Genomic DNA, 20,665 nt, shown 5'->3' on the forward strand with positions numbered 1-20,665 from the left:
CTCTGCGCTACTTCGCAGTCTCCACGCCGGCGTCCTTGATCACCTTCGCCCATTTCCTGGTCTCGTCGCCGATAAAGGCGCGAAAATGCTCCGGCTCGTCGCCGATCAGCGTCGCGCCTTGGGCGGTGAGCTTTTCCTTCACCGCAGGATCCGCCATCGCCTTCGTGGCCAAATCATGCAGCGCGGTGACGATCTCCTTCGGCGTGCCCTTTGGCGCGACCATGCCATACCAGTTCTCGATGCGGAGATCAGGAAAGCCGGCTTCGGCCGTGGTCGGCACGTCAGGCGCCGTCGGCGAGCGCTCGGCCGAGCCGACCGCGATCGGTCGCAGGGCGCCCGCCTTGACCTGCGGCAGCAGCACGGGGAGATCCAGAAACGTCATCTGCACCTGCTGGCCCAGCAGATCGTTCACGGCCGGCGCCGCGCCGCGATAGGGCACGTGCACGATGTCGATCTTCGCCGTCAGCTTGAACAATTCACCGGCGAGATGCGGCAGGCTGCCGGGTCCGGAGGAGGCGAAGTTGAGTTTTCCCGGCTGCGCCTTGGCGAGCGCGGTCAATTCCGCGATGTCCTTTGCTGGGATGTTGGTGGCGACAACGAGCATTTCCGGCACGGTCGCAACCAGAGTCACCGGCGTGAGGTCGTTCAGCGTATCGTAGGCGACCCGCTCCATGCTCGGGCTGATCGCCAGCGCGCCAGCGCTGGAGATCGCGATGGTGTAGCCGTCAGGTGCAGCCTTGGAGACGGCATCGGTCCCGAGCACGCCGCCCTGGCCGCCGCGATTGTCGATCAGCACCGGCTGCCCTGATAGCTCCGACATGCGCTGGCCGATCACTCGCGCGATGATGTCGTTGGGGCCGCCAGCCGGGAACGGCACGATCAGCTTGATTGGCTTGGTCGGGAAATTCTGGGCGGAGGCGAGCGTCGGAAACAGAAGCAACGCCGCGAGAAGGAGCGTGCGCGGGTTGGTCATGCAGGCTCCTGTATCGCTTATCCGTTGAGCAGTTTCAGTGCTTCTTCGTGAACCCTGGCGTCGCCGGCTGCGATGATGCGGCCGCCGCCCTGCGCCGGCTTGCCTTCCCAGGTGGTGACGACGCCGCCGGCGCCGGTCACGATCGGGATCAGGGCTGCGATGTCGTAAGGCTTCAGCTCGGTCTCGACCACGAGATCGACGTGACCCGCCGCCAGCATGCAATAGGAGTAGCAGTCGCCGCCATAGCGCGACAGCCGCGCGCCCTTCTCGATGCGGCCGAAGATGGCGCGGTCGCGCTCGTTCATCAGCAGCGGGCTGGTGGTGTAGGTCGTCGCCTCCGACAGCGAAGTACAGCGCCGGACCTGGAGCCGGCGCTCGCCGGAGGGGCCTTTATAATGAGCTGAGCCGCTGTCGCCGGAAAAGCGTTCGCCGATGAAGGGCTGGTGCATCATGCCGTATACCGGCGTGCCCTTGTGCAGGAGCGCGATCAGCGTGCCCCAGATCGGAAAGCCGCCGATGAAGGATTTGGTGCCGTCGATAGGGTCGAGCACCCAGACGTAGTCCGAATCCTCGCGCTCGTTGCCGAATTCCTCGCCGACGATGCCGTGCTGGGGAAAGTTGGCCTTGATCAGACGCCGCATCACCGCCTCCGCGGCGCGGTCGGCCTCGGTCACGGGGTCGAAATCCTTGGTCTTGCTCTTGTCCTCGATCGACAGCGAGGTGCGGAAGAACGGCAGGATGGTTTCGCCGGAGGCGGTGGCGAGCCGTCCGATGAAGGCGGAGAAATCGATCACCGTCACGGCGTGTCCTCAAAAAGCGAAAGTCGGGTGAAGCTCACTCCTGCCTAGCTCAAATCGGAAGGATCGTGCAGCGCTGTCTTGCTTTTCCACCCTGGTATTTTGGATGCGGGAAGCGTTCGCCTCGTCGAAGACACCCGCTGGGCAAATATCGAACATTGAGTTGAAACCTTAGTTCCGGATCTGCCTTGTTCGTATGCAAATGACAATCAACCCATTGAAATTCCTTATCAAAGGAACTGAATCTGGGTTTCTCTGGAAGCAACCGAGCTATGTCCGCATTGCATGGGAAACTGCTCGAAAGCTCTTGCACTTTGTGCGTCGCGGCCGCATATTGTTGCGGTGCGGTAGCGCTTCTCGCGTTACTGCTGCCCTCCTTGGGCGTTTCCTCCCTAGACTTGGGCCGCTTCTTCATTAGAAGCGGCCCTTTTTTCTTTCAGCCTCTCATTTCTTTCAGCGTCGGCTTTCATTTCAATGCGCGCCGCGAAACGCGCTCGCGCTGATCGCACCGAACATAATCTGTTCGAAGAAAACGTTGCGCCTATTCCGCCGCGGCCTGGAACGGGCCGAGATCGCCGAACGGGACCGTGGTCGCGAGCACGTCGGCGAGCACGCCGAAGTCCGACGCCACTTGCGCAAAGCGCGGAGTACGTTCGCGCCGCCGCTCGTCCATGTAGATCGCTCGGTTGAGCTCGAGCTGTACGGCGTGCAGGCCACTGGCCGGGTTGCCGTAATGCTCGGTGATGAAGCCGCCGGCATAGGGCTTGTTACGGCCGATCGAATAGCCGAGCCCGGTCATGGTCTCCTCGACCCGGTCGGGCAATAGCGGCGTGCAGCTGGTGCCGTAGCGGTCGCCGATCACGATGTCGGGCCGGCGCGGCTCGTCGCGGGAGACGCCGACCGAGGGCATCGAATGGCAGTCGACCAGCACGACGGTGCCGAACATTTGGTGCACCTTGTTGATCAGCCGGCGCAGCGCGCGATGATAGGGCTTGTACAGCGTCTCGATCCGTCCCAGCGCATCGTCGACCATGATACGTTCGCGATAGATCTCCTGGCCGTCGCCGACCACGCGCGGAATGGTGCCGAGCCCGCCGGCAACCCGCATCGAGCGGGTGTTGGCGAAGCTCGGCAGGCGCCCGGTGAACATCCGGGGATCGAGCTCATAGGGCTCACGATTGACGTCGACATAGGAGCGCGGAAAGTTGACCCGCACGGTCGGAAAGCCGCGCTCGCTGAGATGGCCGATTAGCTCGTCCATGAAGGAATCTTCGGAACGCCGCAGCGTCGGCAGGTCGATCCTGGAGGCGCTGAGGAATTCGTCCGGATAGGTCGAGCCGGAATGGGGCGAGTTGAAGATAAGCGGCGCGCGCCATTGCGCGGGCTCAACGATCTCGAAGGCTGGCGACTTGTCGCCGTCAAACCGGGTCATCTTCTCAGGCTTCGTCCCTTGGTGTCAGGCTTCGTCCTCTGCGCCGCACGATCCAACAAGCCCGGCACAGGCCTCAACACATGATTCGGCCGATCGGGCGGCTCTTATGTGTCGTCATTGTCCGGAATCGCAACCATCCTGCCAAGCGAAAAGATGAAATCTGCGCTGGAACATGTCTTAACCCTGCGGGCAGCGAGGTGGGGACCGGCAGGTCCGGCTCGATTGCTTCGTGCCGTATTCCGGTTCACAAGTGTCCGGCGGCGCGAGCTGCGAAGGGTAAAGATTTTCACCCCAAATTTACCCTCCGTCGGGCTTAGTGACCTCTGCTGATATCCTCTGGGGATTCGACATTTCCGCCATGCCAAAGATCCTGCTCGCCGAAGATGACAACGACATGCGCCGTTTCCTGGTCAAGGCGCTGGAAAACGCCGGTTTTCAGGTCTCGTCCCACGATAACGGCATGGCCGCCTATCAGCGGCTGCGGGAAGAGCCGTTCGAGATGCTCCTCACCGACATCGTGATGCCGGAGATGGACGGCATCGAGCTCGCCCGCCGGGCCTCGGAACTCGACCCCGACATCAAGATCATGTTCATCACCGGCTTCGCCGCGGTCGCCCTGAACTCGGATTCGGACGCCCCCAAGAACGCCAAGGTGCTGTCCAAGCCCGTGCATTTGCGCGAATTGGTCAGCGAAGTGAACAAGATGCTGGCGGCCTAAATCGGCCCCCTTCCGTCCTTGCACCGGCTCCCCTGAGCCGTTATAGGGACCCGACCCGATCTAGACGACATCTAGGGCGCGTAGCTCAGCGGGAGAGCACTACCTTGACATGGTAGGGGTCACAGGTTCGATCCCTGTCGCGCCCACCATCCTTCGCTCGCGAAGCGAGTGAAGGATGCCACGCCGAGGCCCAAAGGGCGCAGGCGGGCTGCCGCCGCGAGCTTCGGCTCGGCAAGCCACCAATCTCGTTGAGAAGCGTGTCCGGCGTAGTTCGAAGAGCGTACACGGACTTTTCCGTCGAGAGCTCGGTCCGGCAAGCCACAATCTCCTATAGCAACACTGATGTGCTACCGTCGTCTCGGACGCGGGGCCGCCCATGAGCATTTCCGTCATCGAGCAAGCAAAGATCCAGGCGCAGGTGCTCGTGCCCCCCGTCAAGGCGCTTCAGGCCGAGCTCGGCGAGGTGCGCGCCAACGCGCTGGTGCGCAAGGCGCTCGGCGATCTATATCGCGATTTCGGCGAGGAATTCTGGAAAGCCAAGAACGAGAGCGATCTCGGCAAGGCGGTGTCGTCGGCATTCAAAACCTACGCCCGCGACGATGCGCTCGCCTATGAAGTCATCGAACAGTCGCAGGATTCATTCGCGTTTGACGTCACGCGCTGCGCCTATGCCGAGTTCTACAAGGCGCTCGGCGAGCCCGAACTCGGCTTTCTCCTGATCTGCACCGCCGACTTCGCGACCGCGGAAGGTTTCGGCTCCGACATCAAGCTCACGCGGACGCAAACGATCATGCAAGGAGCCGGTCATTGCGACTTCCGCTACCGGCGCGATGGAGAGGGGTCACAGTGAGGAACTCCAGATGATGCGGGTGAGCTGTTTTGCGGTGGCCGCGTTGGCGCTGATTACGTCGCGCGCTGATGCCGCGACCATCGACTGGCAGGCCGAGCTGCAGCGCTGCCGCGCGCTGCGCGAAAACGTGGCGCCGTTGCTTCAGGCTGGCGAGGGGATCTCGGCGATCGGCCGCTCCAACAGATCCGTGCGTCGCTGCATATGGATCCAGCGCATGGCGGTACGCAGGAAAATCCCGGGGGCAGAGACGTGGTAGCGCGGGCACCTCTCAGGGGGCGCCTTCTTCGGCCCGCGCAGCAGGTCCTTCCATGACCTCGCGGGAACGTATCTTGTCGGGCTGAATCCGCACCGCCGTCCACTGCGAAGCTGCGCAGCCTTGATCCGTAACTTGCCGCCTGCCATTGTTCGATCCTTCACCGCGGCTGACCTGGCATTCGGCGAAACTGTATCGGTTAGTGGGACGTGGAAAGAAGGCAGGTTACCGAAATGAGTAGCGTGAACAAGCCGGGCGGCAACTACCTGCCGGTGATCATCCATAGTGGAATTGCGTATGTCAGTGGTCAGCTGCCGCGTCGCGGCGAAGACCTGCTGTACTCAGGCAAAGTCGGCGCAGGTGTCGATGTCCCCGCCGCACGGGAGGCTGCTGCACTCTGCGCTGATCTCTGCATTTCGGCCATCAACCACGCAACAGGCGGAGAGGACAAGATCGTCCAGGTCTTGCAGCTCGTTGGATACATCGCCTCGGCGCCTGGATTTACGCAGCAATCGCAAGTCATGAACGGCGCCTCCGACCGGCTGATCGAGCGCCTAGGTGATCGCGGTCGTCACACGCGTACATCCGTCGGCGTCGCCGAGTTGCCGCGGGGCGCCCCGGTCGAGCTGAGTATGATTGCCGCTGTTCGGTCGTAGGACGGCATGCCGCTCGGCGATCGTCAGGCTCCGACGTCCGCACTTTGATGCATCGCGACGAAACGCGGCCTATTCGACCAGATACTTCTTCACCGCCACCTCGTCCCACGCAATTCCGTTGCCGGGCTCCTCGCTCGGCAGCGCAAAGCCGTCCTTGATCTGCAAACGGGTCGCGAGCACCGCATCGGCCCAGTCGACATATTCCAGCCAGTGCGCGGTCGGCGTTACGCAGAGCAGATGGGCGCTGACTTCCGAGAACAGATGCGTTGACATCTCGATCCCGGCGGCGTGAGCCAGCGCGGCGGCGCGCAGCCAGCCGGTGACGCCGCCGATACGCTGCACGTCCGGCATCACGTAGTCGCAGGCCTCGGCGGAGAGCGCGGATTGCATCGCGAACGGGCTATCAAAATTCTCCCCGATCTGGACCGGGGTGCGCAGCGCATCCGCGATACGGGCGCAGCCCTCATAATCGTCGTGACGGATCGGCTCCTCGATCCAGGTCAGCCCCTCATCGTCGAGCATCTCGCCGCGGCGGATCGCCTCGCTGACCGTCAGCGCCTGGTTGTAGTCGCACATCAGCGTCACGTCGTCGCCGACGGCCTTGCGCACCGCGCGCACCACCTTCAGGTCTTCCCGCGCATCGGGGCGGCCGACGCGGATCTTTGCGGCCTGAAAGCCCTCGGCCAGCAGCTTGTGGGCTTCCTCCACCGCGGCACCAACCGGCATGATGCCGAGCCCCTTCGAATTGTAGGCCCTGACCGGTTTCGGCGTGCCGCCGAGCAGGCGCGCCAGCGGCAGGCTTCGAGCGCGTGCCAGCGCGTCCCATGCCGCCATGTCGATGCCGGATTGCGCCAGCCGCTGCAGGCCGGCGAGCCCGAGCAGGGTGAAGCGCTGGGTCAGCTTGCGCTCGATCTCGAAGGGCAGCAGCTCATCGCCCGCAAGCAGGTCCGACATTTCCGTAACCATCGCCGTCAGCGGCTTCAAGGCCGATGGGGTGATCGAGAACAGATACGCGTGCCCGGTTGCGCCGAGGTCAGTCTCGCAGTCGATCAGCACCAGCGGCGCCTTTGCGACAGCCCCGGTCGAGGTTTTGAGCGGGAGGTTCATCGGCACGATGACGGCGCGCGCATTGAAGCGCTTGATGCGGATGGTCTCGGTCATTTGGTGGATCTCCCGGCGAAGTGAATGGAAGTCAATGCCGATCTTAAACATTCGCCATGAAACGAAAAGCCGCTTGGCGCGACCACCATAAAATGGGGTTGCGCGGGAGCGCGTTTATTGGCTCTGTGCCGCAAATCCCCCGAGATCAAGACAAGAACGCTCATCACGGAGCCAAAGAGTGAAGCAAGAGATCTCCGAAGAACAGCGCAAGAGCGGTATCTTGACCGGTGCCGCGATCGTCTTCCTGCTGCTCGCCCTGCCGCTGGCCGTATGGCTGGATCTGACGGAGCTGAGCAAGACGGGGCTGCGCCGGCAGGCCGTCGATCTCAATTCGGTCATTACCAGCGTGCGCAGCTACTACGCGTCCAACGTGGTCGGTCGCATCCTCGCCAATCAAAATGGCTCGACAAAGGTCGCTCACAACTACGAATCCGTTCCCGGCGCGATCCCGATCCCGGCGACATTGTCGCTGGAACTCGGGCGGGTGATCGGGGCGCAGCAGGAAAACATCACCTACCGTTTCGTCTCGGACTTCCCGTTCCAGAACCGCGCCCCGCACCAGCTCGACAAGTTCGAGAAGGATGCGCTCGAATCGCTTCGCAACGATCCCGAGCAGAAGATCGTCGAGACCGAGACCTCGCTGTTCAACGACAAGGTCCGGCTGATCGCTCCTGTCACGATGGGCCCGGCCTGCGTTAGCTGCCACAACAGCCACCCCGAGAGCCCGAAGAAGGACTGGAAGGTCGGGGACGTCAGAGGCATCCAGGAGGTGATCATCGCCCAGCCGATCGCCGCCAACATCTTCTCGTTCAAGTTTTTGCTGGCCTATTTTCTGATCGCCGCCGGCAGCGGCCTGTCGTTCCTCTCGCTGCAGCGCCGCCAGGCCAGCCGCATCAAGGGCATGAACAAGGAACTCGAATCCGCCAACGACTTCCTCGCCTCGCTCTCGATGAAGATCTCGCGCTACATTCCGCCGCAGGTCTACCGGAGCATCTTCTCCGGCCAGAAGGACGTCACTATCCACACCGAGCGCAAGAAGCTCACCATCTTCTTCTCCGACATCCAGAACTTCACCGCGACGGCGGAGCGACTCCAGCCGGAGTTACTGACGCAGCTCCTCAACGAATATTTCACCGAGATGTCGGCGGTCGCCCACGAATATGGCGGCACCGTCGACAAGTTCATCGGCGATGCCATGCTGATCTTCTTCGGCGATCCCGAGACCAAGGGCGACCGGGCCGACGCGCAGGCTTGCCTCCAGATGGCCTGGCGCATGCAGCACCGCCTCACTGAGCTCAATGCGAAATGGCGCGCCTCCGGCATCGAGTTGCCGTTCAAGGCCCGCATGGGCATCAATTCCGGCTATTGCAATGTCGGCAATTTCGGCAGCAGCGACCGCATGGACTACACCATCATCGGTGCCGAGGCGAACCTCGCCGCGCGCCTGCAATCGATCGCCGAGCCCGGCGGCATCGTGCTGAGCTACGAAACCTTCGCGCTGGTCAGCGACATTGTCCGCGCCCACGCGCTGCCCGCGATCACGATGAAGGGCATCAGCCGCGAAGTGATTCCCTATTCGGTCGACGCGCTGAACGACGCGGCGGCCGAAAGGAGCGGGATCATCACCGAGCGTGCGCCCGGGCTGGAGCTCTATCTCGACCCCGCGGTGGTGAAATCCGGCGACGCGGCGCGGGTACGCTCGCTGCTGGAGAACGCGCTGGCCTCGCTGAAGCCGGCGTGAGGAAGCGGACAGACTTGCGGAGCGGCTTGTGTGATCGAGAGAGTCCCTGTGTGGCCCCTCTGGAGGCCTCATGGCGTCAATTTGGAAGCGGAACAATCGCTATAAGCCGAAATTCTCAACCAAAAGGCGCAGGATGTTGGCACTGGTGTAAGCTGCGTAGTGTCGATAAGCGTCGTTCTTCGCAGAATCTGCAAAGTCAGATACGCCCTTGATTATTAGCGCTTCCGGTCTTGGAGCAGACACTTCAGAACCGGCAGCCATGACGCCGTAGCTCTCCATATCGATTCCGAGGAGCTTGCGATTCTGTTGGGACTTTAGCGACTCAATGATCTTTTCATCAGCAAGCACCGCCGCTCCAGACGCTACAGGACCAATTAGTATACGCAGAGTACTATCCGGCTTTTGCCCTTGAAAGCTTCCACGAAGGGAGTGCAGCAAGTCCGATCGATCTTGGAGTGATTCTACTAAGCCGCGAATCCGAGTGGAAAGAACAAAAGGTTGGGGAGCCGGTTCAAACGTTCGAACTCCGGCCTTTACGAGCCGCTTGCCGCTTCCGTAGTCCCAACTCGGATTCGAAACGAGAACGTCTCCGAGATTCACGTCCGATGATTTCACGCCTGCGCAAATGCCGCACATGACGACGCATCGCGGGCGATAGTGAAGGATCATTTTCGTTGCGAGTATTGCCGCCTGGGCCATACCCATGCCGGGAGCCTTGGCGGCGACAATCTTCCGGTTTGCTCCATTGCATGAAGTGAGCCCCAAATGATATTTTGTCGCGTCCGAGCTGTCGGCTTCCTCTTTCCAACTCCAGTCTAGGGCAAGAACAGCGTCTAGCTCGGGGTCTCCCAAGGCCGTGACCACACCTATATCGCTAAGAAAATGCTGGCCTTGCTCCTCAGCCAGCTGCGAGGCGACAATGTGGCGTGCTTTGATCTGCAGTTGCTGTAGCCACTCAGATGACGTCCTATCATATAGAATTACCGACCACGCCTCGGCTCCAAGTTGAGACAGCGCTTCATCGAATATCTCTTCATAGGCTGTGAGGCCGATGAAGTGACGAGGTTGCTTATACAACTCCCTTGCTGTGACTTCATTGAAGAGGGCAATTCCGCCCCTTCGATCTGGCTCCTCGTGCTCTCTTGCTGGGAGTGCAATATCGAGCACGACGAGGTGGTAAAATGTATCTCGCAGCAGCCTTTTTGCTGCAATTCCATTCCCCGCGAGATCGATTTGAGAAAATCCTACCTCCCTTAATCCCTGCTCGGCCTGACGAGCCTTGTCGGCATCGTCTTCTACAATGAGTGCTTTCAACGGCATGCTTTGATCTCGGGCAGGTTAGCTTCTATCGTATTCGCAAGAGCAGTTGTCCAATCATAAATGGAAGCGTGATAATATACCGCTCCCTTGTATGTGTGAGGAAAGCCCTCTCTCAATTCTTCGTCTAGCTCTGCTAGTCCTTTTGCATCTGGTGGTTCGCCAAAGTTTTCAAATTGCGTGAGCACAAACACTGCAGTCTCGATCTTGAAGCGGCTGACTTGTCGAAGGAACTCCTGTCCACCAAACGGGTGCATTACGCCACCAGACTCGCCCTCCACCACGTCATAGTTAGGCAGCGTCATGTCGAGGATAACTAGCGATGGATTTTCTTGCTTGAGCGCGCGGAGAGCCGAAACGAGCGACGCTGTTTCCTTAAGATCAAGTTGGGGGTATCGATCCCGCAGAAAGCTGACCAGCTGTTCTCTTTTGTTGTCGTCGTCTTCAACAATCAGAGCCATCATTCGGCACCCTCCTTGTCATTTCCTTGAATGACTGTAGCCGAAACGCCAAATTCAACTGAGAATGTTTGCTTGTCGTCACTTAGTCCGAACTTGAGATGAGGCTGTTGGCCGTCCCGTCTGATCAGCTTTGCGAGCTTCGGCAGCCCCGTTCCTCCTTCGCTGCGAACGGCATTTAGGTACGCTCCGCTCTCAATGCGTTTTCTGGCGCGATCGACAGAGTGGGCTATTCTGTCCATGTCTTGGCCATCCGCCACGTTGTTCGTCACGCGAACGAGGATCATATCGGTCTGAACGTTGGCTTCAATCTCGATCGACGGAGCAATGGAGTCGCCAGAGTACAGACTAATATTCTCGAAGAGAATGAAGAAAATGTCCGAAAATAGGTGGAGTGCTCCGGAGAGAGGAGGAAGGTCAGGTGCCGTGAGCGAGACTGATGGATTGAACTCCGGCCTGAAGCCCTTAATCGTGGTCAAAGCGATATCTACTAACTCTTGCATCTCGAATGGAAGAGAACTATTCGCAGTCGGAAGCACGAACCAGTCTCGCATTGCTTCCAATCTAGCTCCTGTCTCGGTACGGGCCCTCCTAATTGCGTCAGAAAGCGTCGCCGTATGAATCCCTGGAATTCGTTGGAGAGCGGCGTCTAAATTATCAAATCTGTCCCTGATGGCGGATCGCAGCTCGCGATCGATATATTGGTTAATCTTCATCAAGCTTTGATCCGCGAGTGCCCAAAAGGAATCAATGCACGCGTCGATCAAATCGTCGAACGTTTTGTCGGCTGAAATTTCTGATGCCAGAGAGTTTACAGTCACCTCGTTGATCTGAAGTCGAAATAAGCCGCTTGGCTTTTCTTTGCTGAGTACTTGGACTTTTTGATCTGTAAATTCAAAGATCAGATTGTCGTAATCGCGCGAGAATGCTGTCAGTTCTTTCTGAATTTCAACAAGGTACTCAGCTTGCAAAAACGGGCCTATTCGCTGCCCCCAATATTGGTTGGCCTGATATTCCTTGGTGGCAGCATCCCTGCGCGTGATTATGTGTTCGCGCTCGGCCGGACCGCGGAGTTGACCAGACAAAGTGCCATGCCTGATGCGAAGGCTAAGGTAGCAATCCAAGCCGTGTTCGGGATTAAACGCTAGCTCGGCCAAAATCGATACAACTATCGACGCGAATAGCGCGCTTGCCTCATTTTCTGGGACATCGAAGAGAGATTGAGGAATCTCACCAGAAGAGATCGCCTTAAGGAGGTTTTTTCGATAATTCTCGTCGACGACAGCGACACCCGCTCTGAGCAAGGCAATATAACGATTGAAATCCTCAGAAAGGTTCTTCTGGATAACGCTACGCAGAGCGTCTTCGTCGATCGAAATTTTGCTGCGCTGAAGTTCTTTGAGTGCGTCCTTTATCGACCGCGCTCGGACCAGTTCACGGGCCCTGTCTTCATATTTTTCAAGATTATCAGGATCTAAATCCGTCAGAACACGACAAATGGCAATGAGTTCCTCGTCGAGTTCGCGTTCCGTCTGATAGGCAATTGAAAGTCTCAGAACAGGAGCCGTGCAGACCTCTGCGAAAAAGTATATGAGCTTCTGCTTTGCCACATCGAGGTTCGAAGCTGAGAGTTGAGATGGCTTTTCCGCCCCCTTTCTATTGACGAAGTCCTCCGTGGCGTAGGCTCTTAAAGAGTTGAATTCGCCCCCAGCGTGCTTCGCTAGTGAGTCATACAAGATCGGCTTCTCGATCATCGAATCGAAGGGGCGCTTGCTTTGCTCAATGGCCGAGGCAATCTCGCTCAGGGGTAACCACAGCGTTAAAGTTGGGTCTCCAACTAGCCAATCGACGGCGGTTCGAAGAGCGTCTTCAATTCGGTCCAATCGTATCAAGGAGATGATGTGGGCTTGTAAGGTGATCTTGCTCGCTGTTTCAAGATTACCATTAAGTTTGGTCGAGATAGACAAAGCGTTCTCGAACTTCGATTGGTGGGCAAGTCTGATCAGTTCAATTTCTGATGCGAATAATTCGTCCAGCCCTGCGGCCAGCGCGTCCTCGTAAGTGATGGCTCCTGAAGCAAGGCGGGCCGCCAAGACAGTTGGGCAGTCTCCGTATGCTCGCTGTATTTCTCTATCGAAGTTCTGTCGTTCTCTGGCCGGAATGTCGGCCAGCAACATCGGTTCCAAGTCAGGTGTGTTTAAGAGACGTATTTTGGCCAAGCTATCGATGGAAATGGAATCGGGCTTTCGGGCTTGTAGCGCTCGAGCGACGCACCATCCGCCAACACTAAGTTTGTCGAGCATAGCTCCCATTCTGGTGAGGTCGTCGGCCGATTTGGACCCAGCGGCATTTCGTTCGTTCAGCTGACGCAGCAGCGCGAAAATGATTCCAGGGAATGGCTCTTCGGGCGCGACCAGAGCGTTTGTCAACTCCCCAGCGGCAGCAAGTTCTTCGAGACCGTTTGGCCGCAAAATAGGCAAAGAGATTGGTGACCGAGAGCTCAGTCTGGTGTTTCGGATTAACAGGGTTGCCACTGAGGCTTGTGAGCCGGTTGGCTTCCCGGTGACTAGCAACGCCTTTCCGATTCTTGGATCGATCGCACCCAAGTCTAGGCGAGCTGCCATCTCCGCCATGAGAGTAGCCGCGGGGCGTTCCTCTGCTGCTGCGGTTACAAACAGATCTGAGAAGATTTGGTAGAGATCAACGATACTGGAATAGTTCGAGCGCGCGAGCAGGGTCTGTTCGAGCCCCATTGGGGGCATCACGCCGACAAGGAGATATCCAATGTATGCGTTGACCTCCGGCGTCAAGCTCGCTCGTTCCATTTGGCGACCCAAACGGAGAGTATACTTGTCGAAGCTAGTATCGTTCTCCGCTCGCACACCCCACCAGTAGGCGAGGAAGTATGTATTGTGCCTCGCGCCCGAACTTTTGATCTCAACAATGTATTGCTTCTGCGCTTCAATGCCGTGAAAGATCTGTAGGAGCGCAATCTTCGTCGCAATGAACCAGTAGGACAGCCCACAATTTTGCTCAATGCAGTCAAGCAGCCTAAAGCACTCCTTTTGATCGCCATCAAGGAGCGCTTTCTCGATCTGCCATTTCAAAGAGACGAATTTGCTAACCTGCGCGATTTGCCGCTCTAATAGCGCGCCGCACCAGGCCAGCTCGCGTTCAAAGTCTATCGCTGAAGCGCTGTTCAGATCACTAAGTTCGGACAGCTTTCGGGGAATCGGCCTTTGAGGACCAAACTGTAGAACTGCCGCTCCCCATTTCGCTAGGTCTGGAAGTAGCAAGAACGGAGCACTTGCTTTGACTTGGTCAAGCGCTGAAAGTTTGTCTGCTTTGCCTCGAACGAGATTCTTGAGAGCACCGAGAGGGGTTGTCGGGCGGCGCAGCTTCCTATTTGTCGGTCGTCGTTTGGCTGACATTCACGCTTCGGATTGGGGTGAGAGCGAATCCTAACTGGCGCTTTGATATTGCGAATCGTTCGCCACTTTGCAACGCAAACTAAGTCTCATAGACGCCCTGCAACCAGTTATGCAGGTTGCTGTTGGAGGCGTTTCTTTCGCATTTGCGAAGAGGGGCGAGGTTGCAATCGGGGCGCGGGCAATATTTTGAGCTCGCCCTGCTTTTCGCGCTTGTTAAGGCGTGGGGTAGAGAAAGGGCCCCCTTCGCTTATCCCGTCGCGAAATGGCTTGGGTCGTGTTGACTGCTAGCTTTTGCTCAACATGGCTGGGCAGGGGGGCTGGCCCGGCAAACGGTGCGAGCGATCGGAACACGCAACCACGCTACGCCCGCCTACCGCGCCGCGCCTTCCGTAAACGCCGTCTCGATCACGTCGCCGAAGGGTTGCCAGGAACGGCCGTCGAACTGGACCAGCCGCATCTGCCTGATCGGCAAATAGCTGGTTGGCGAGGTGTTCATCCTGATGTCGGGCAGGGCGACCGAGGGCTGATAATTCTTCAGCGAAGCAGCCTGACGCATGATGTTCTCGCGCGAGAAATCGTCGCCGCATTGCTTCAGCACCTGTGTCAACCCCTCGGCTGCGGCATAGCCATAGAGCGCCGCGCTGTTGTTGGTGCTTTCGACGTGATGGTACTTGTCCATGAAGGCGAACCAGTCCTTCATGGCGGGATCGTCCTTCCATGCGGGATCGCTCGGGTCCTTCAGGAAGGCCGCCGAGATCACGCCGGAGGAATTCTCCAGGCCTGCGGGCGCCATCGCGTTCGCGATCGAGGCGGAGGCGTCATTGACGATGAAGACCGGGCGCCATTTCATTGCCGCTGCCAGCTTGATCACCTTGGATGCCGTCGACGGCACGCCGAGAAAGACGAAAATATCGGCGCCGGCGCGCTTGAGGATCGACACGTGTCCGTCGAGATGCTCGTCGGCAATGTCGAAAGCGATGTCGACGAGGACGAGACGGTTCAGATCGCCAAGACCTTCCTCCATGCCCTTGAGAAGCGCACGCCCGAACTGATCGTTCTGCCAGAGCACCACGATCTTCTTCCTGGGATAATAGGCTTGGAGATAGTTGGCGTAGATGCGCCCCTCCGACCGGTACGACGGCTGCCAGCCCATGGTCCAGGGAAACGCCTTGGCCTGGCTCAGCTCCTCGTCGCCGGAGGCGACGAACAGCTGCGGGATCTTCTTCGCGTTCAGATACCAGCGCGCGGCGAGATTGCCCGGTGTGCCGAACGAGCCGAACATCAAATGCACGTCGTCCGTCTCGACCAGGTTGCGGGTCAGCTCCAGCGCGGTCGTCGGATCGGAATTGTCGTCGCGGGTGATGAAGCGGATCTTGCGCCCGTTGATGCCGCCGCGCGCGTTGACCATGTCGAAATAGGCCGCTTCCGCCTGTCCGATGGCGCCGAACTCCGAGAGCGGCCCCGAATACGGCATGACATTGCCGATGCGGATTTCGTTGTCGGCGGTGGGTTGATCGGCACGTTGCTCGGACATCGCGCCGAGCGACGCGAACGCGATCATCGAAACGAACAGCATCCTGCCGGTGACGCCCATGCTCAACACCTTGTCGTTGGCCCCCAACGAGGTCGGCTCACTCCGCAGCAAGACGAGTTGATCTACGTCAAGCGTTTGTCAAAGCTGTGGCTGGATGGCGCGCTTCGACGCGGCGCCTGTTGAAGTCCGACGGAAAGCGGCAGGCGTGCTGACGCGCCGACGATCGAGAGAGTCCCCGTGTGGCACCCCTCTCCCTAACCCTCCCCCACAAGGGGGGAGGGAACGCAGTTGTGCGTATCGCGGCTTCAGGTGATCACAATTGGCTTTGGCTCTGTGAGCTCATCGAGCTGGTGAGCCCTATTTTCACCCGGGGCACACTGCGCTCCCTCCCCCCTTGTGGGGGGAGGGCGGGGGAGAGGGGTAGCCCAGCAAAAGGAGTGTGTCTTAGCGTACGGCTGCAGGCAAACCCCTACGGCAGCCCACGCGCCTCGAGCTGATGCACCAGCAGCAGCGTCGGCTCGGCGAGGCTGTCGCCGGAGCCGTCGAGGCCGAAGGCGCTTGCGATGCCGTCGCGGCTGCGCAGCAGCGCGCTACGCGGACAATGGCCGGCGCCGCAGAGCGTCTTCTTCAGGGTTTCGCCCTGCGCCGTGATGCCGGCGGAATCATCCGCAGCCCAGGCCAGCACGATCGGGACGTCGACATTGAGGATGCCGGGGAAGACCGAACGCTTGTTGTACTGGCTGGCGTCGCTGCCGAGATAGGCCTTCTCGCTGTCGCTCGCGTCCTTGCCGGCGCGGTAGACCCCGGAGACCAGCACGACAGCCGCGACGTCGGCGCGGTCGGTCTGGAGTTCGGGATGGGCCAGCAGGGTGGCGACATGGAAGGCGCCGGCGCCGTAGCCGACCGCGACGATCTCGCGGGCATCGCCGTTGAACAGGTCGATATTGCCGTGGACCCATGACAGCGCCGCCGCCACGTCGGTCGCACCCGCCGGCCACGTCGCAGAGGGCGCCAGCCGGTAGTTGACGCGCACGCCGATCATGTCGTTGCGTGCGGCAAAGCACATGGCCTGGTCCTGGATCTGGCGCGACAGCTCCGGCGCGGCGCGGTCGCCGGTGAAGGTGTCGCCGGTCACGAACAGCAGCACCGGCCGCGGCGTATCCGCCTTGGTCGTGGCGGTGGCGACATCGAGCACATTGGCTTCGCTCTCGCCGTAGCGCAGGCCGCGCGAGAAGGTGACCTGCTCGCACAGCCGCGCGGTGCCGCCCGCGGCGGTGTCGTTGTCGGTGAGGCCGACCCGGACGAGATCGGACGGCGCGGCCGGCAGCATCGGTAGGGGACCGTGTGCGGAGGCTGCCGTGATGCCCAGAATTAGAAAAAATGCGAGAAAATTCTTCATGTCGGTGTCGGCCCTGCGTGCCCGATATGGGCTCACTCGTTTGGCCCGTCTTTTCAATTCGCCTTATTAGTTAGTTGGTCATGAGGCGATTTCACGGCACCGCGGTTCTCTCCCGGCTCCATCGCCACGCGTGGTTCAATTGCCCGGCTGGAAGGTGCAATCCGCCCCGCTGCCGTCCTTCCGGCGGATGGCGTTGGGGTCGATCGTGCAGCTCAGCTTCGTCAGGCTCTCGAAATTCGATCCCGCGGCGCCGTCGGGCGGAATGCCGGCCAGGGCTTCGGTGGCGAAGATCTCGCCGGCCGTGGAGCCATTCACCGTCCTGGTCTTCTTGCCGAATGTGACCTCGCAGTTCCGCACGGTGATGTCGACATTGCCGGCGCGACAGATGATTCGATCGGCGGTCACCACGATCGGCTTCTTGTAGGGAATGTCGCTGTTGGCGGCGAACAGCATCGCCATTGCCTTCTTCTCGGCGCCGGACAGGGCCGACGACAGCGGCGCGATCACCCCCGCGAGCGCCAGCGCCGTCGAGCCCGAGACTTTTCCGGGCGTCGCGTCGGATGCATCGACGCCGGAGGCGGTTGCGACAACGAGGGCGCAGGCGAGGATCAATCGACCGGCTTTCATCTTGCCTCCCTGGACCTGCAATCGCGGCTTCCCTCCCGCGCGGCGCGTGGAACCAGTTTAGCACGTAAACGCGAATTGGAAGGCAGGTTCGCCCCGCCTTGCGCCCTTGCGGGGTGCGGCTGTTTTGCCCCGAGGTGTCAAACGGTTATGCCGCGAGGCCGAGCCTCGCGCCGACACGACCGTTCTACTGTGCATGGGGTTGTTTTCGCGTTTTTTTGTTTGGCCGGCGGGTCAGGCCTGCTTCATCGTCCGGAAGGTGATGGAATAGCGGCGCGCCTCGACCGGCGGGATGCTGTGCTCCCATTGCGACCGCGCTTCGCCGTCCATCATGTAAAGCGAGCGCGGCCGGGCTTCGAGCGTGTGGCGCTCCCATTTGTCGCCGCTACGGCGGCGGAAGCGGAATTTGCAGGACGAGCCCAGCGACAGGCCGAGGATTTTGTCGAAATGCGGCTTGTCGCGATGCCAGCCGATGCCGACGCCGGCCTCGTATTCGGTGCAGAGCACCTGCCGCACGCTGCCGCCGGCGAGACCCGCCCATGCCTCGACCTGCCGCGCGACGGGGAGGACCCAGTCCGGGATCGGCTCGGCCTCGGCCAGCCGCTGCGCTGTGTAGTCATAGCGATAGCCGAAGGACGCCACCCGGCGGTTGCCCTCGAAGGCGCCGAACTGGAAGCGCTGGAGCGGCAATGCTGCGATGCGGCCAATGAGCGCCTGCTCGAAGGCGGCCTTGACGAAGTCATCGGCATAGCGAAGGCCGGCAGGCCCTGCTTGCGGATCGGCGAACAAACCAAGCTGCGTCATTCCTCGCATTTCCGTGATGGAACCTAATGGTGGCTGATGCGACTTACATATGACGCGGAAAGTAACGTGCGAGGCTGTCATGGCAGAGAAGCATACCGCCGATCCGGCAGAGATCATGCGGGCGACCGGTCATCCTGAGCTGGAATACGCCGCCGGCTGGACCATCGCCGGCTTGGTCACCATCGGCACCATCGTCGCCGCGTGGGTGTTCGCGATCTAGCCCATTGGAAACTGGAGCTCGAACGCCGCGCCCCGATCGGTCGGCTTGAGCCTGATCGAGCCGCCATGGCTCGCCATCACCGCGCGCGCAATCGCGAGCCCCATCCCGGTGCCGCCCTGGTCGCGGCGGGTGGTGAAGAACGCATCGAATATCCTGTCGCGGTTCGGCGCCGAGATCGGCTCGCCGTCATTACTCACAGTCAGAAGCAGGGTCGTACGCTCATCGATCGCCTCCAGCCTGATTGTCCCGGCCTTGTGCCGCATCGCATTGTCCACGAGATGCGAAAGCACGATCAGCGCCTTCTCCGCCGACATGCCGATCATCAGGTCGAGGCTGCCGCTGGCCTTGATTGAGCTCACCGGAAACCGGCTCCTGAGTTCGGCAATCACGGGCGCCAATTCGGTGCGCTCGTTTTGCGGCAGGCTTTCGGCACGCGCGAGTTCGCGCAGCCGCTGCGCCATCGCTTCCAGCCGCTTTGTGTCGGACAGGATGTTGGCGATGAACGTCTCCTGCTCGGCCGGCGTCAGGCTGCCCGCTTTGCCCCGAACCGAATCCTGCAATAGCTCCGCGGCGCCCTTGATCGAGGTCAGCGGCGATTTCAGCTCGTGGGTGAGATGGGCCGAGAAGGTCGCGATATAGTCCGAGCGCCGCGCCAGCTGCTCGGCCATGCCGAGAAAGCTGTGCGAGAGCTGGGCGAACTCGCGCGTACCGTAATGTCGGAGCGGCCTGAACGCCTCGCGGTCGCCGCGGCCTATTCGGGTGGCGCGATCGATCAGCTCGCGCATCGGCAGCGTGATGGTGCGCGAGAATACGAGGCCGATGGCGATCGTGCCGAGAATCACGGTAAGCCCCGCCAGCACAAACTTGGCCCGCTCCTGGTAGAGATGGTCGAAGATGTTGCTCGGCGTCCGCGTCGTGTAGATCACCCCTGCGACGCGGTTGTTGACGATGACAGGCATTGCCGAAAACACGTGGACGCCGAGGCCGCGGCTGAAGGAATAGATCGACGGCGGCGGCTTGTCGGGCACGCGGTTGCGCAGGGTGGCGCGGTATTGCCCATGCAGCGCGTCGGCGACCTCCTCGATATGGGCGAGCGATTGCCCGATCTCCTGCCGCCCGGCGATCACCACGCCTTGGGGATCGAGGATGCGAAAGCCTGCCAGCGTCACCTTCTGGGTCTCGCGGATGATCGGCGTCAGTCTTGCGCCAATATCGACATAGGCTGGCTGCGCCGGCCGGATTGCTGCTTGCGCGTCGGGTCGCCGCCGCAGCAGGTCGTTGGCGGTGAGGTCGAGCGCGGGGCGGATCGGGGTGACCTGGTCGCCCGGATCAGGCAGCACGTTCGGTGGCACCTCGGCGCCGAGCGAGAGGCCGCTGTCGAGCCGCGTCGTGACCTCCTGCGCGTAGATCGTCGCGAGCACGCGGCTCTGTGCGATCAGCTCGGCCTGGGTCTGGCGGATCAGCTGGTTGTCGTAGAGGCGAAAGAAGAACAGGCCGACCAGCGGCAGCACGCCGACGGTCGCCAGTACCGTGAAGATCACGAGGGTGAGCGATGGCCGCCATTTGTCGGGCGCGGCGCTCATGCCTCCTTCTCGCAGCGGCCGAGCTTGAAACCGACGCCGTGGATGGTCTCGATGACGTTGTCACAGGCCAGTGCCGCGAGCTTGGCACGGATGTTGCGGATGTGGCTGTCGATGGTGCGGTCGGAGACCTGGATGTTGAGCTGGTAGGCGGCCCGCATCAGCTGCTCGCGATTGAACACGGAGGTCGGCCGGGTCAGGAACGCGCGCAAGATACCGAACTCGATCGTGGTCAGCTTCAGCCGCGTGCCGGCGAAGGTCGCGACATGCTGCTCGGGGTCGATCAGCAGGCCGCCTTGCGCGAGTGCCGACGGCCCCGGCTTGGCCTCGCCATTGCGCGGGCCGAGCCGGCGCAGGATGACGTTGACCCGCGCCACCAGCTCGCGTGGGCTGAAGGGCTTTGTCACATAGTCGTCGCCGCCGATCTCGAGGCCGAGGATGCGGTCGATCTCCTCGTCGCGGGCCGACAGGAACAGGATTGGAACGTCGGAGCTCTTGCGCACCTCGCGGCAGACGTCGAGGCCGTCGAATTCGGGCATGCCGATGTCGAGTACGATCAGATCAGGCTTGTCGGCGGCAAAGCGGCTCAGCGCCTCCTTGCCGTCGCGCGCCTCGATCACGTCCATGCCGGCTTTCTCCAAAGCGACGCGGATGACCTCGCGGATATGGCCTTCGTCGTCGACGATGAGAATGCGATGCGCCAAGAACCTCTCCGCT

At 60.7% G+C, this 20,665-nt stretch carries 19 protein-coding genes and 1 tRNA gene; 7 read left to right on the forward strand and 13 right to left on the reverse strand.

What is annotated here, in order from left to right; all coding sequences use genetic code 11:
- Positions 1-7: 7 nt before the first annotated feature.
- The 3 genes from GWG67_RS19865 to GWG67_RS19875 form a co-directional block, all read right to left on the reverse strand.
- Positions 8-973: a tripartite tricarboxylate transporter substrate binding protein gene (locus GWG67_RS19865; protein WP_275171016.1), complete on the reverse strand. Its 966-nt coding sequence runs from the start codon at positions 971-973 to the stop codon at positions 8-10.
- A gap of 17 nt (positions 974-990) precedes the next feature.
- Positions 991-1,773, reverse strand: coding sequence for a histidinol-phosphatase (hisN, locus tag GWG67_RS19870; protein WP_275171017.1), 783 nt, complete (start codon positions 1,771-1,773; stop codon positions 991-993).
- Positions 1,774-2,311: 538 nt separating this feature from the next.
- Entirely contained in the window at positions 2,312-3,202 is an 891-nt protein-coding gene (locus GWG67_RS19875) for an N-formylglutamate amidohydrolase (RefSeq protein ID WP_275171018.1), read from the reverse strand.
- Between the two features lie 358 nt (positions 3,203-3,560).
- Here GWG67_RS19875 and cpdR point away from each other — a divergent pair, with 358 nt between their 5' ends.
- The 5 genes from cpdR (at position 3,561) to GWG67_RS19900 (ending at position 5,679) form a co-directional block, all read left to right on the forward strand.
- A complete protein-coding gene (gene cpdR / locus GWG67_RS19880; RefSeq protein WP_007597092.1) occupies positions 3,561-3,920 on the forward strand; it encodes a cell cycle two-component system response regulator CpdR in 360 nt (119 codons plus the stop codon).
- Positions 3,921-3,994: 74 nt separating this feature from the next.
- Positions 3,995-4,069, forward strand: a tRNA-Val gene (locus tag GWG67_RS19885).
- A 227-nt stretch (positions 4,070-4,296) separates the two neighbouring features.
- Positions 4,297-4,770, forward strand: a complete 474-nt coding sequence (locus GWG67_RS19890; protein ID WP_275171019.1) for an L-2-amino-thiazoline-4-carboxylic acid hydrolase — start codon at positions 4,297-4,299, stop codon at positions 4,768-4,770.
- 10 nt (positions 4,771-4,780) lie between these two features.
- Complete coding sequence (locus GWG67_RS19895) at positions 4,781-5,026, forward strand: hypothetical protein (protein ID WP_275171020.1); 246 nt, start codon at positions 4,781-4,783, stop codon at positions 5,024-5,026.
- 230 nt (positions 5,027-5,256) lie between these two features.
- Entirely contained in the window at positions 5,257-5,679 is a 423-nt protein-coding gene (locus GWG67_RS19900) for a RidA family protein (protein ID WP_275171021.1), read from the forward strand.
- A gap of 69 nt (positions 5,680-5,748) precedes the next feature.
- On the opposite strand, the gene GWG67_RS19905 is transcribed toward GWG67_RS19900, so the two are convergent.
- Complete coding sequence (locus tag GWG67_RS19905; RefSeq protein WP_275171022.1) at positions 5,749-6,840, reverse strand: enolase C-terminal domain-like protein; 1,092 nt, start codon at positions 6,838-6,840, stop codon at positions 5,749-5,751.
- Between the two features lie 178 nt (positions 6,841-7,018).
- Here GWG67_RS19905 and GWG67_RS19910 point away from each other — a divergent pair, with 178 nt between their 5' ends.
- On the forward strand, positions 7,019-8,581 hold the full coding sequence (locus tag GWG67_RS19910) for an adenylate/guanylate cyclase domain-containing protein (RefSeq protein WP_275171023.1): 1,563 nt from the start codon (positions 7,019-7,021) through the stop codon (positions 8,579-8,581).
- A 99-nt stretch (positions 8,582-8,680) separates the two neighbouring features.
- On the opposite strand, the gene GWG67_RS19915 is transcribed toward GWG67_RS19910, so the two are convergent.
- The 7 genes from GWG67_RS19915 to GWG67_RS19945 form a co-directional block, all read right to left on the reverse strand.
- The gene (locus tag GWG67_RS19915; protein ID WP_275171024.1) at positions 8,681-9,901 is read right to left on the reverse strand and encodes a hypothetical protein; all 1,221 of its coding nucleotides are present in this window, start codon (positions 9,899-9,901) and stop codon (positions 8,681-8,683) included.
- Positions 9,892-10,362: a response regulator transcription factor gene (locus GWG67_RS19920; protein WP_275171025.1), complete on the reverse strand. Its 471-nt coding sequence runs from the start codon at positions 10,360-10,362 to the stop codon at positions 9,892-9,894. Before GWG67_RS19920 ends, GWG67_RS19915 begins: the two co-directional genes overlap by 10 nt.
- Positions 10,359-13,787: a hypothetical protein gene (locus GWG67_RS19925; protein WP_275171026.1), complete on the reverse strand. Its 3,429-nt coding sequence runs from the start codon at positions 13,785-13,787 to the stop codon at positions 10,359-10,361. The genes GWG67_RS19920 and GWG67_RS19925 overlap by 4 nt, the downstream gene beginning before the upstream one ends.
- Before the next feature lie 370 nt (positions 13,788-14,157).
- Positions 14,158-15,381 (reverse strand): ABC transporter substrate-binding protein, encoded by a 1,224-nt coding sequence (locus tag GWG67_RS19930; protein WP_275171087.1) that lies wholly within the window; start codon positions 15,379-15,381, stop codon positions 14,158-14,160.
- Positions 15,382-15,790: 409 nt separating this feature from the next.
- Entirely contained in the window at positions 15,791-16,720 is a 930-nt protein-coding gene (locus GWG67_RS19935) for an alpha/beta hydrolase (RefSeq protein ID WP_275171027.1), read from the reverse strand.
- Positions 16,721-16,855: 135 nt separating this feature from the next.
- Complete coding sequence (locus tag GWG67_RS19940) at positions 16,856-17,347, reverse strand: hypothetical protein (RefSeq protein WP_275171028.1); 492 nt, start codon at positions 17,345-17,347, stop codon at positions 16,856-16,858.
- Positions 17,348-17,578: 231 nt separating this feature from the next.
- A complete protein-coding gene (locus GWG67_RS19945; RefSeq protein ID WP_275171029.1) occupies positions 17,579-18,148 on the reverse strand; it encodes an alpha-ketoglutarate-dependent dioxygenase AlkB in 570 nt (189 codons plus the stop codon).
- A gap of 79 nt (positions 18,149-18,227) precedes the next feature.
- Here GWG67_RS19945 and GWG67_RS19950 point away from each other — a divergent pair, with 79 nt between their 5' ends.
- Complete coding sequence (locus GWG67_RS19950) at positions 18,228-18,368, forward strand: hypothetical protein (protein WP_007597071.1); 141 nt, start codon at positions 18,228-18,230, stop codon at positions 18,366-18,368.
- Here the strand turns inward: GWG67_RS19950 and GWG67_RS19955 are convergent.
- Together GWG67_RS19955 and GWG67_RS19960 are read right to left on the reverse strand one after the other, a co-directional pair.
- The gene (locus GWG67_RS19955) at positions 18,365-19,951 is read right to left on the reverse strand and encodes an ATP-binding protein (protein WP_275171030.1); all 1,587 of its coding nucleotides are present in this window, start codon (positions 19,949-19,951) and stop codon (positions 18,365-18,367) included. The genes GWG67_RS19950 and GWG67_RS19955 overlap by 4 nt on opposite strands.
- Positions 19,948-20,652 (reverse strand): response regulator transcription factor, encoded by a 705-nt coding sequence (locus GWG67_RS19960; RefSeq protein WP_275171031.1) that lies wholly within the window; start codon positions 20,650-20,652, stop codon positions 19,948-19,950. The genes GWG67_RS19955 and GWG67_RS19960 overlap by 4 nt, the downstream gene beginning before the upstream one ends.
- Positions 20,653-20,665 lie beyond the last annotated feature (13 nt).

It is taken from the genome of Bradyrhizobium sp. CSS354 (assembly GCF_029051725.1).
Taxonomy (GTDB): domain Bacteria; phylum Pseudomonadota; class Alphaproteobacteria; order Rhizobiales; family Xanthobacteraceae; genus Bradyrhizobium.

Coding starts and splice junctions, on each gene's coding strand:
- GWG67_RS19940 (WP_275171028.1), bottom strand. CDS start 17,347: ATGAAAGCCGGTCGATTGATCCTCGCCTGCGCCCTCGTTGTCGCAACC.
- GWG67_RS19920 (WP_275171025.1), bottom strand. CDS start 10,362: ATGATGGCTCTGATTGTTGAAGACGACGACAACAAAAGAGAACAGCTG.
- GWG67_RS19950 (WP_007597071.1), top strand. CDS start 18,228: ATGGCAGAGAAGCATACCGCCGATCCGGCAGAGATCATGCGGGCGACC.
- GWG67_RS19925 (WP_275171026.1), bottom strand. CDS start 13,787: ATGTCAGCCAAACGACGACCGACAAATAGGAAGCTGCGCCGCCCGACA.
- GWG67_RS19900 (WP_275171021.1), top strand. CDS start 5,257: ATGAGTAGCGTGAACAAGCCGGGCGGCAACTACCTGCCGGTGATCATC.
- GWG67_RS19945 (WP_275171029.1), bottom strand. CDS start 18,148: ATGACGCAGCTTGGTTTGTTCGCCGATCCGCAAGCAGGGCCTGCCGGC.
- GWG67_RS19915 (WP_275171024.1), bottom strand. CDS start 9,901: ATGCCGTTGAAAGCACTCATTGTAGAAGACGATGCCGACAAGGCTCGT.
- GWG67_RS19905 (WP_275171022.1), bottom strand. CDS start 6,840: ATGACCGAGACCATCCGCATCAAGCGCTTCAATGCGCGCGCCGTCATC.
- GWG67_RS19895 (WP_275171020.1), top strand. CDS start 4,781: ATGATGCGGGTGAGCTGTTTTGCGGTGGCCGCGTTGGCGCTGATTACG.
- cpdR (WP_007597092.1), top strand. CDS start 3,561: ATGCCAAAGATCCTGCTCGCCGAAGATGACAACGACATGCGCCGTTTC.
- GWG67_RS19865 (WP_275171016.1), bottom strand. CDS start 973: ATGACCAACCCGCGCACGCTCCTTCTCGCGGCGTTGCTTCTGTTTCCG.
- GWG67_RS19930 (WP_275171087.1), bottom strand. CDS start 15,381: ATGGGCGTCACCGGCAGGATGCTGTTCGTTTCGATGATCGCGTTCGCG.
- GWG67_RS19955 (WP_275171030.1), bottom strand. CDS start 19,951: ATGAGCGCCGCGCCCGACAAATGGCGGCCATCGCTCACCCTCGTGATC.
- GWG67_RS19935 (WP_275171027.1), bottom strand. CDS start 16,720: ATGAAGAATTTTCTCGCATTTTTTCTAATTCTGGGCATCACGGCAGCC.
- GWG67_RS19890 (WP_275171019.1), top strand. CDS start 4,297: ATGAGCATTTCCGTCATCGAGCAAGCAAAGATCCAGGCGCAGGTGCTC.
- GWG67_RS19875 (WP_275171018.1), bottom strand. CDS start 3,202: ATGACCCGGTTTGACGGCGACAAGTCGCCAGCCTTCGAGATCGTTGAG.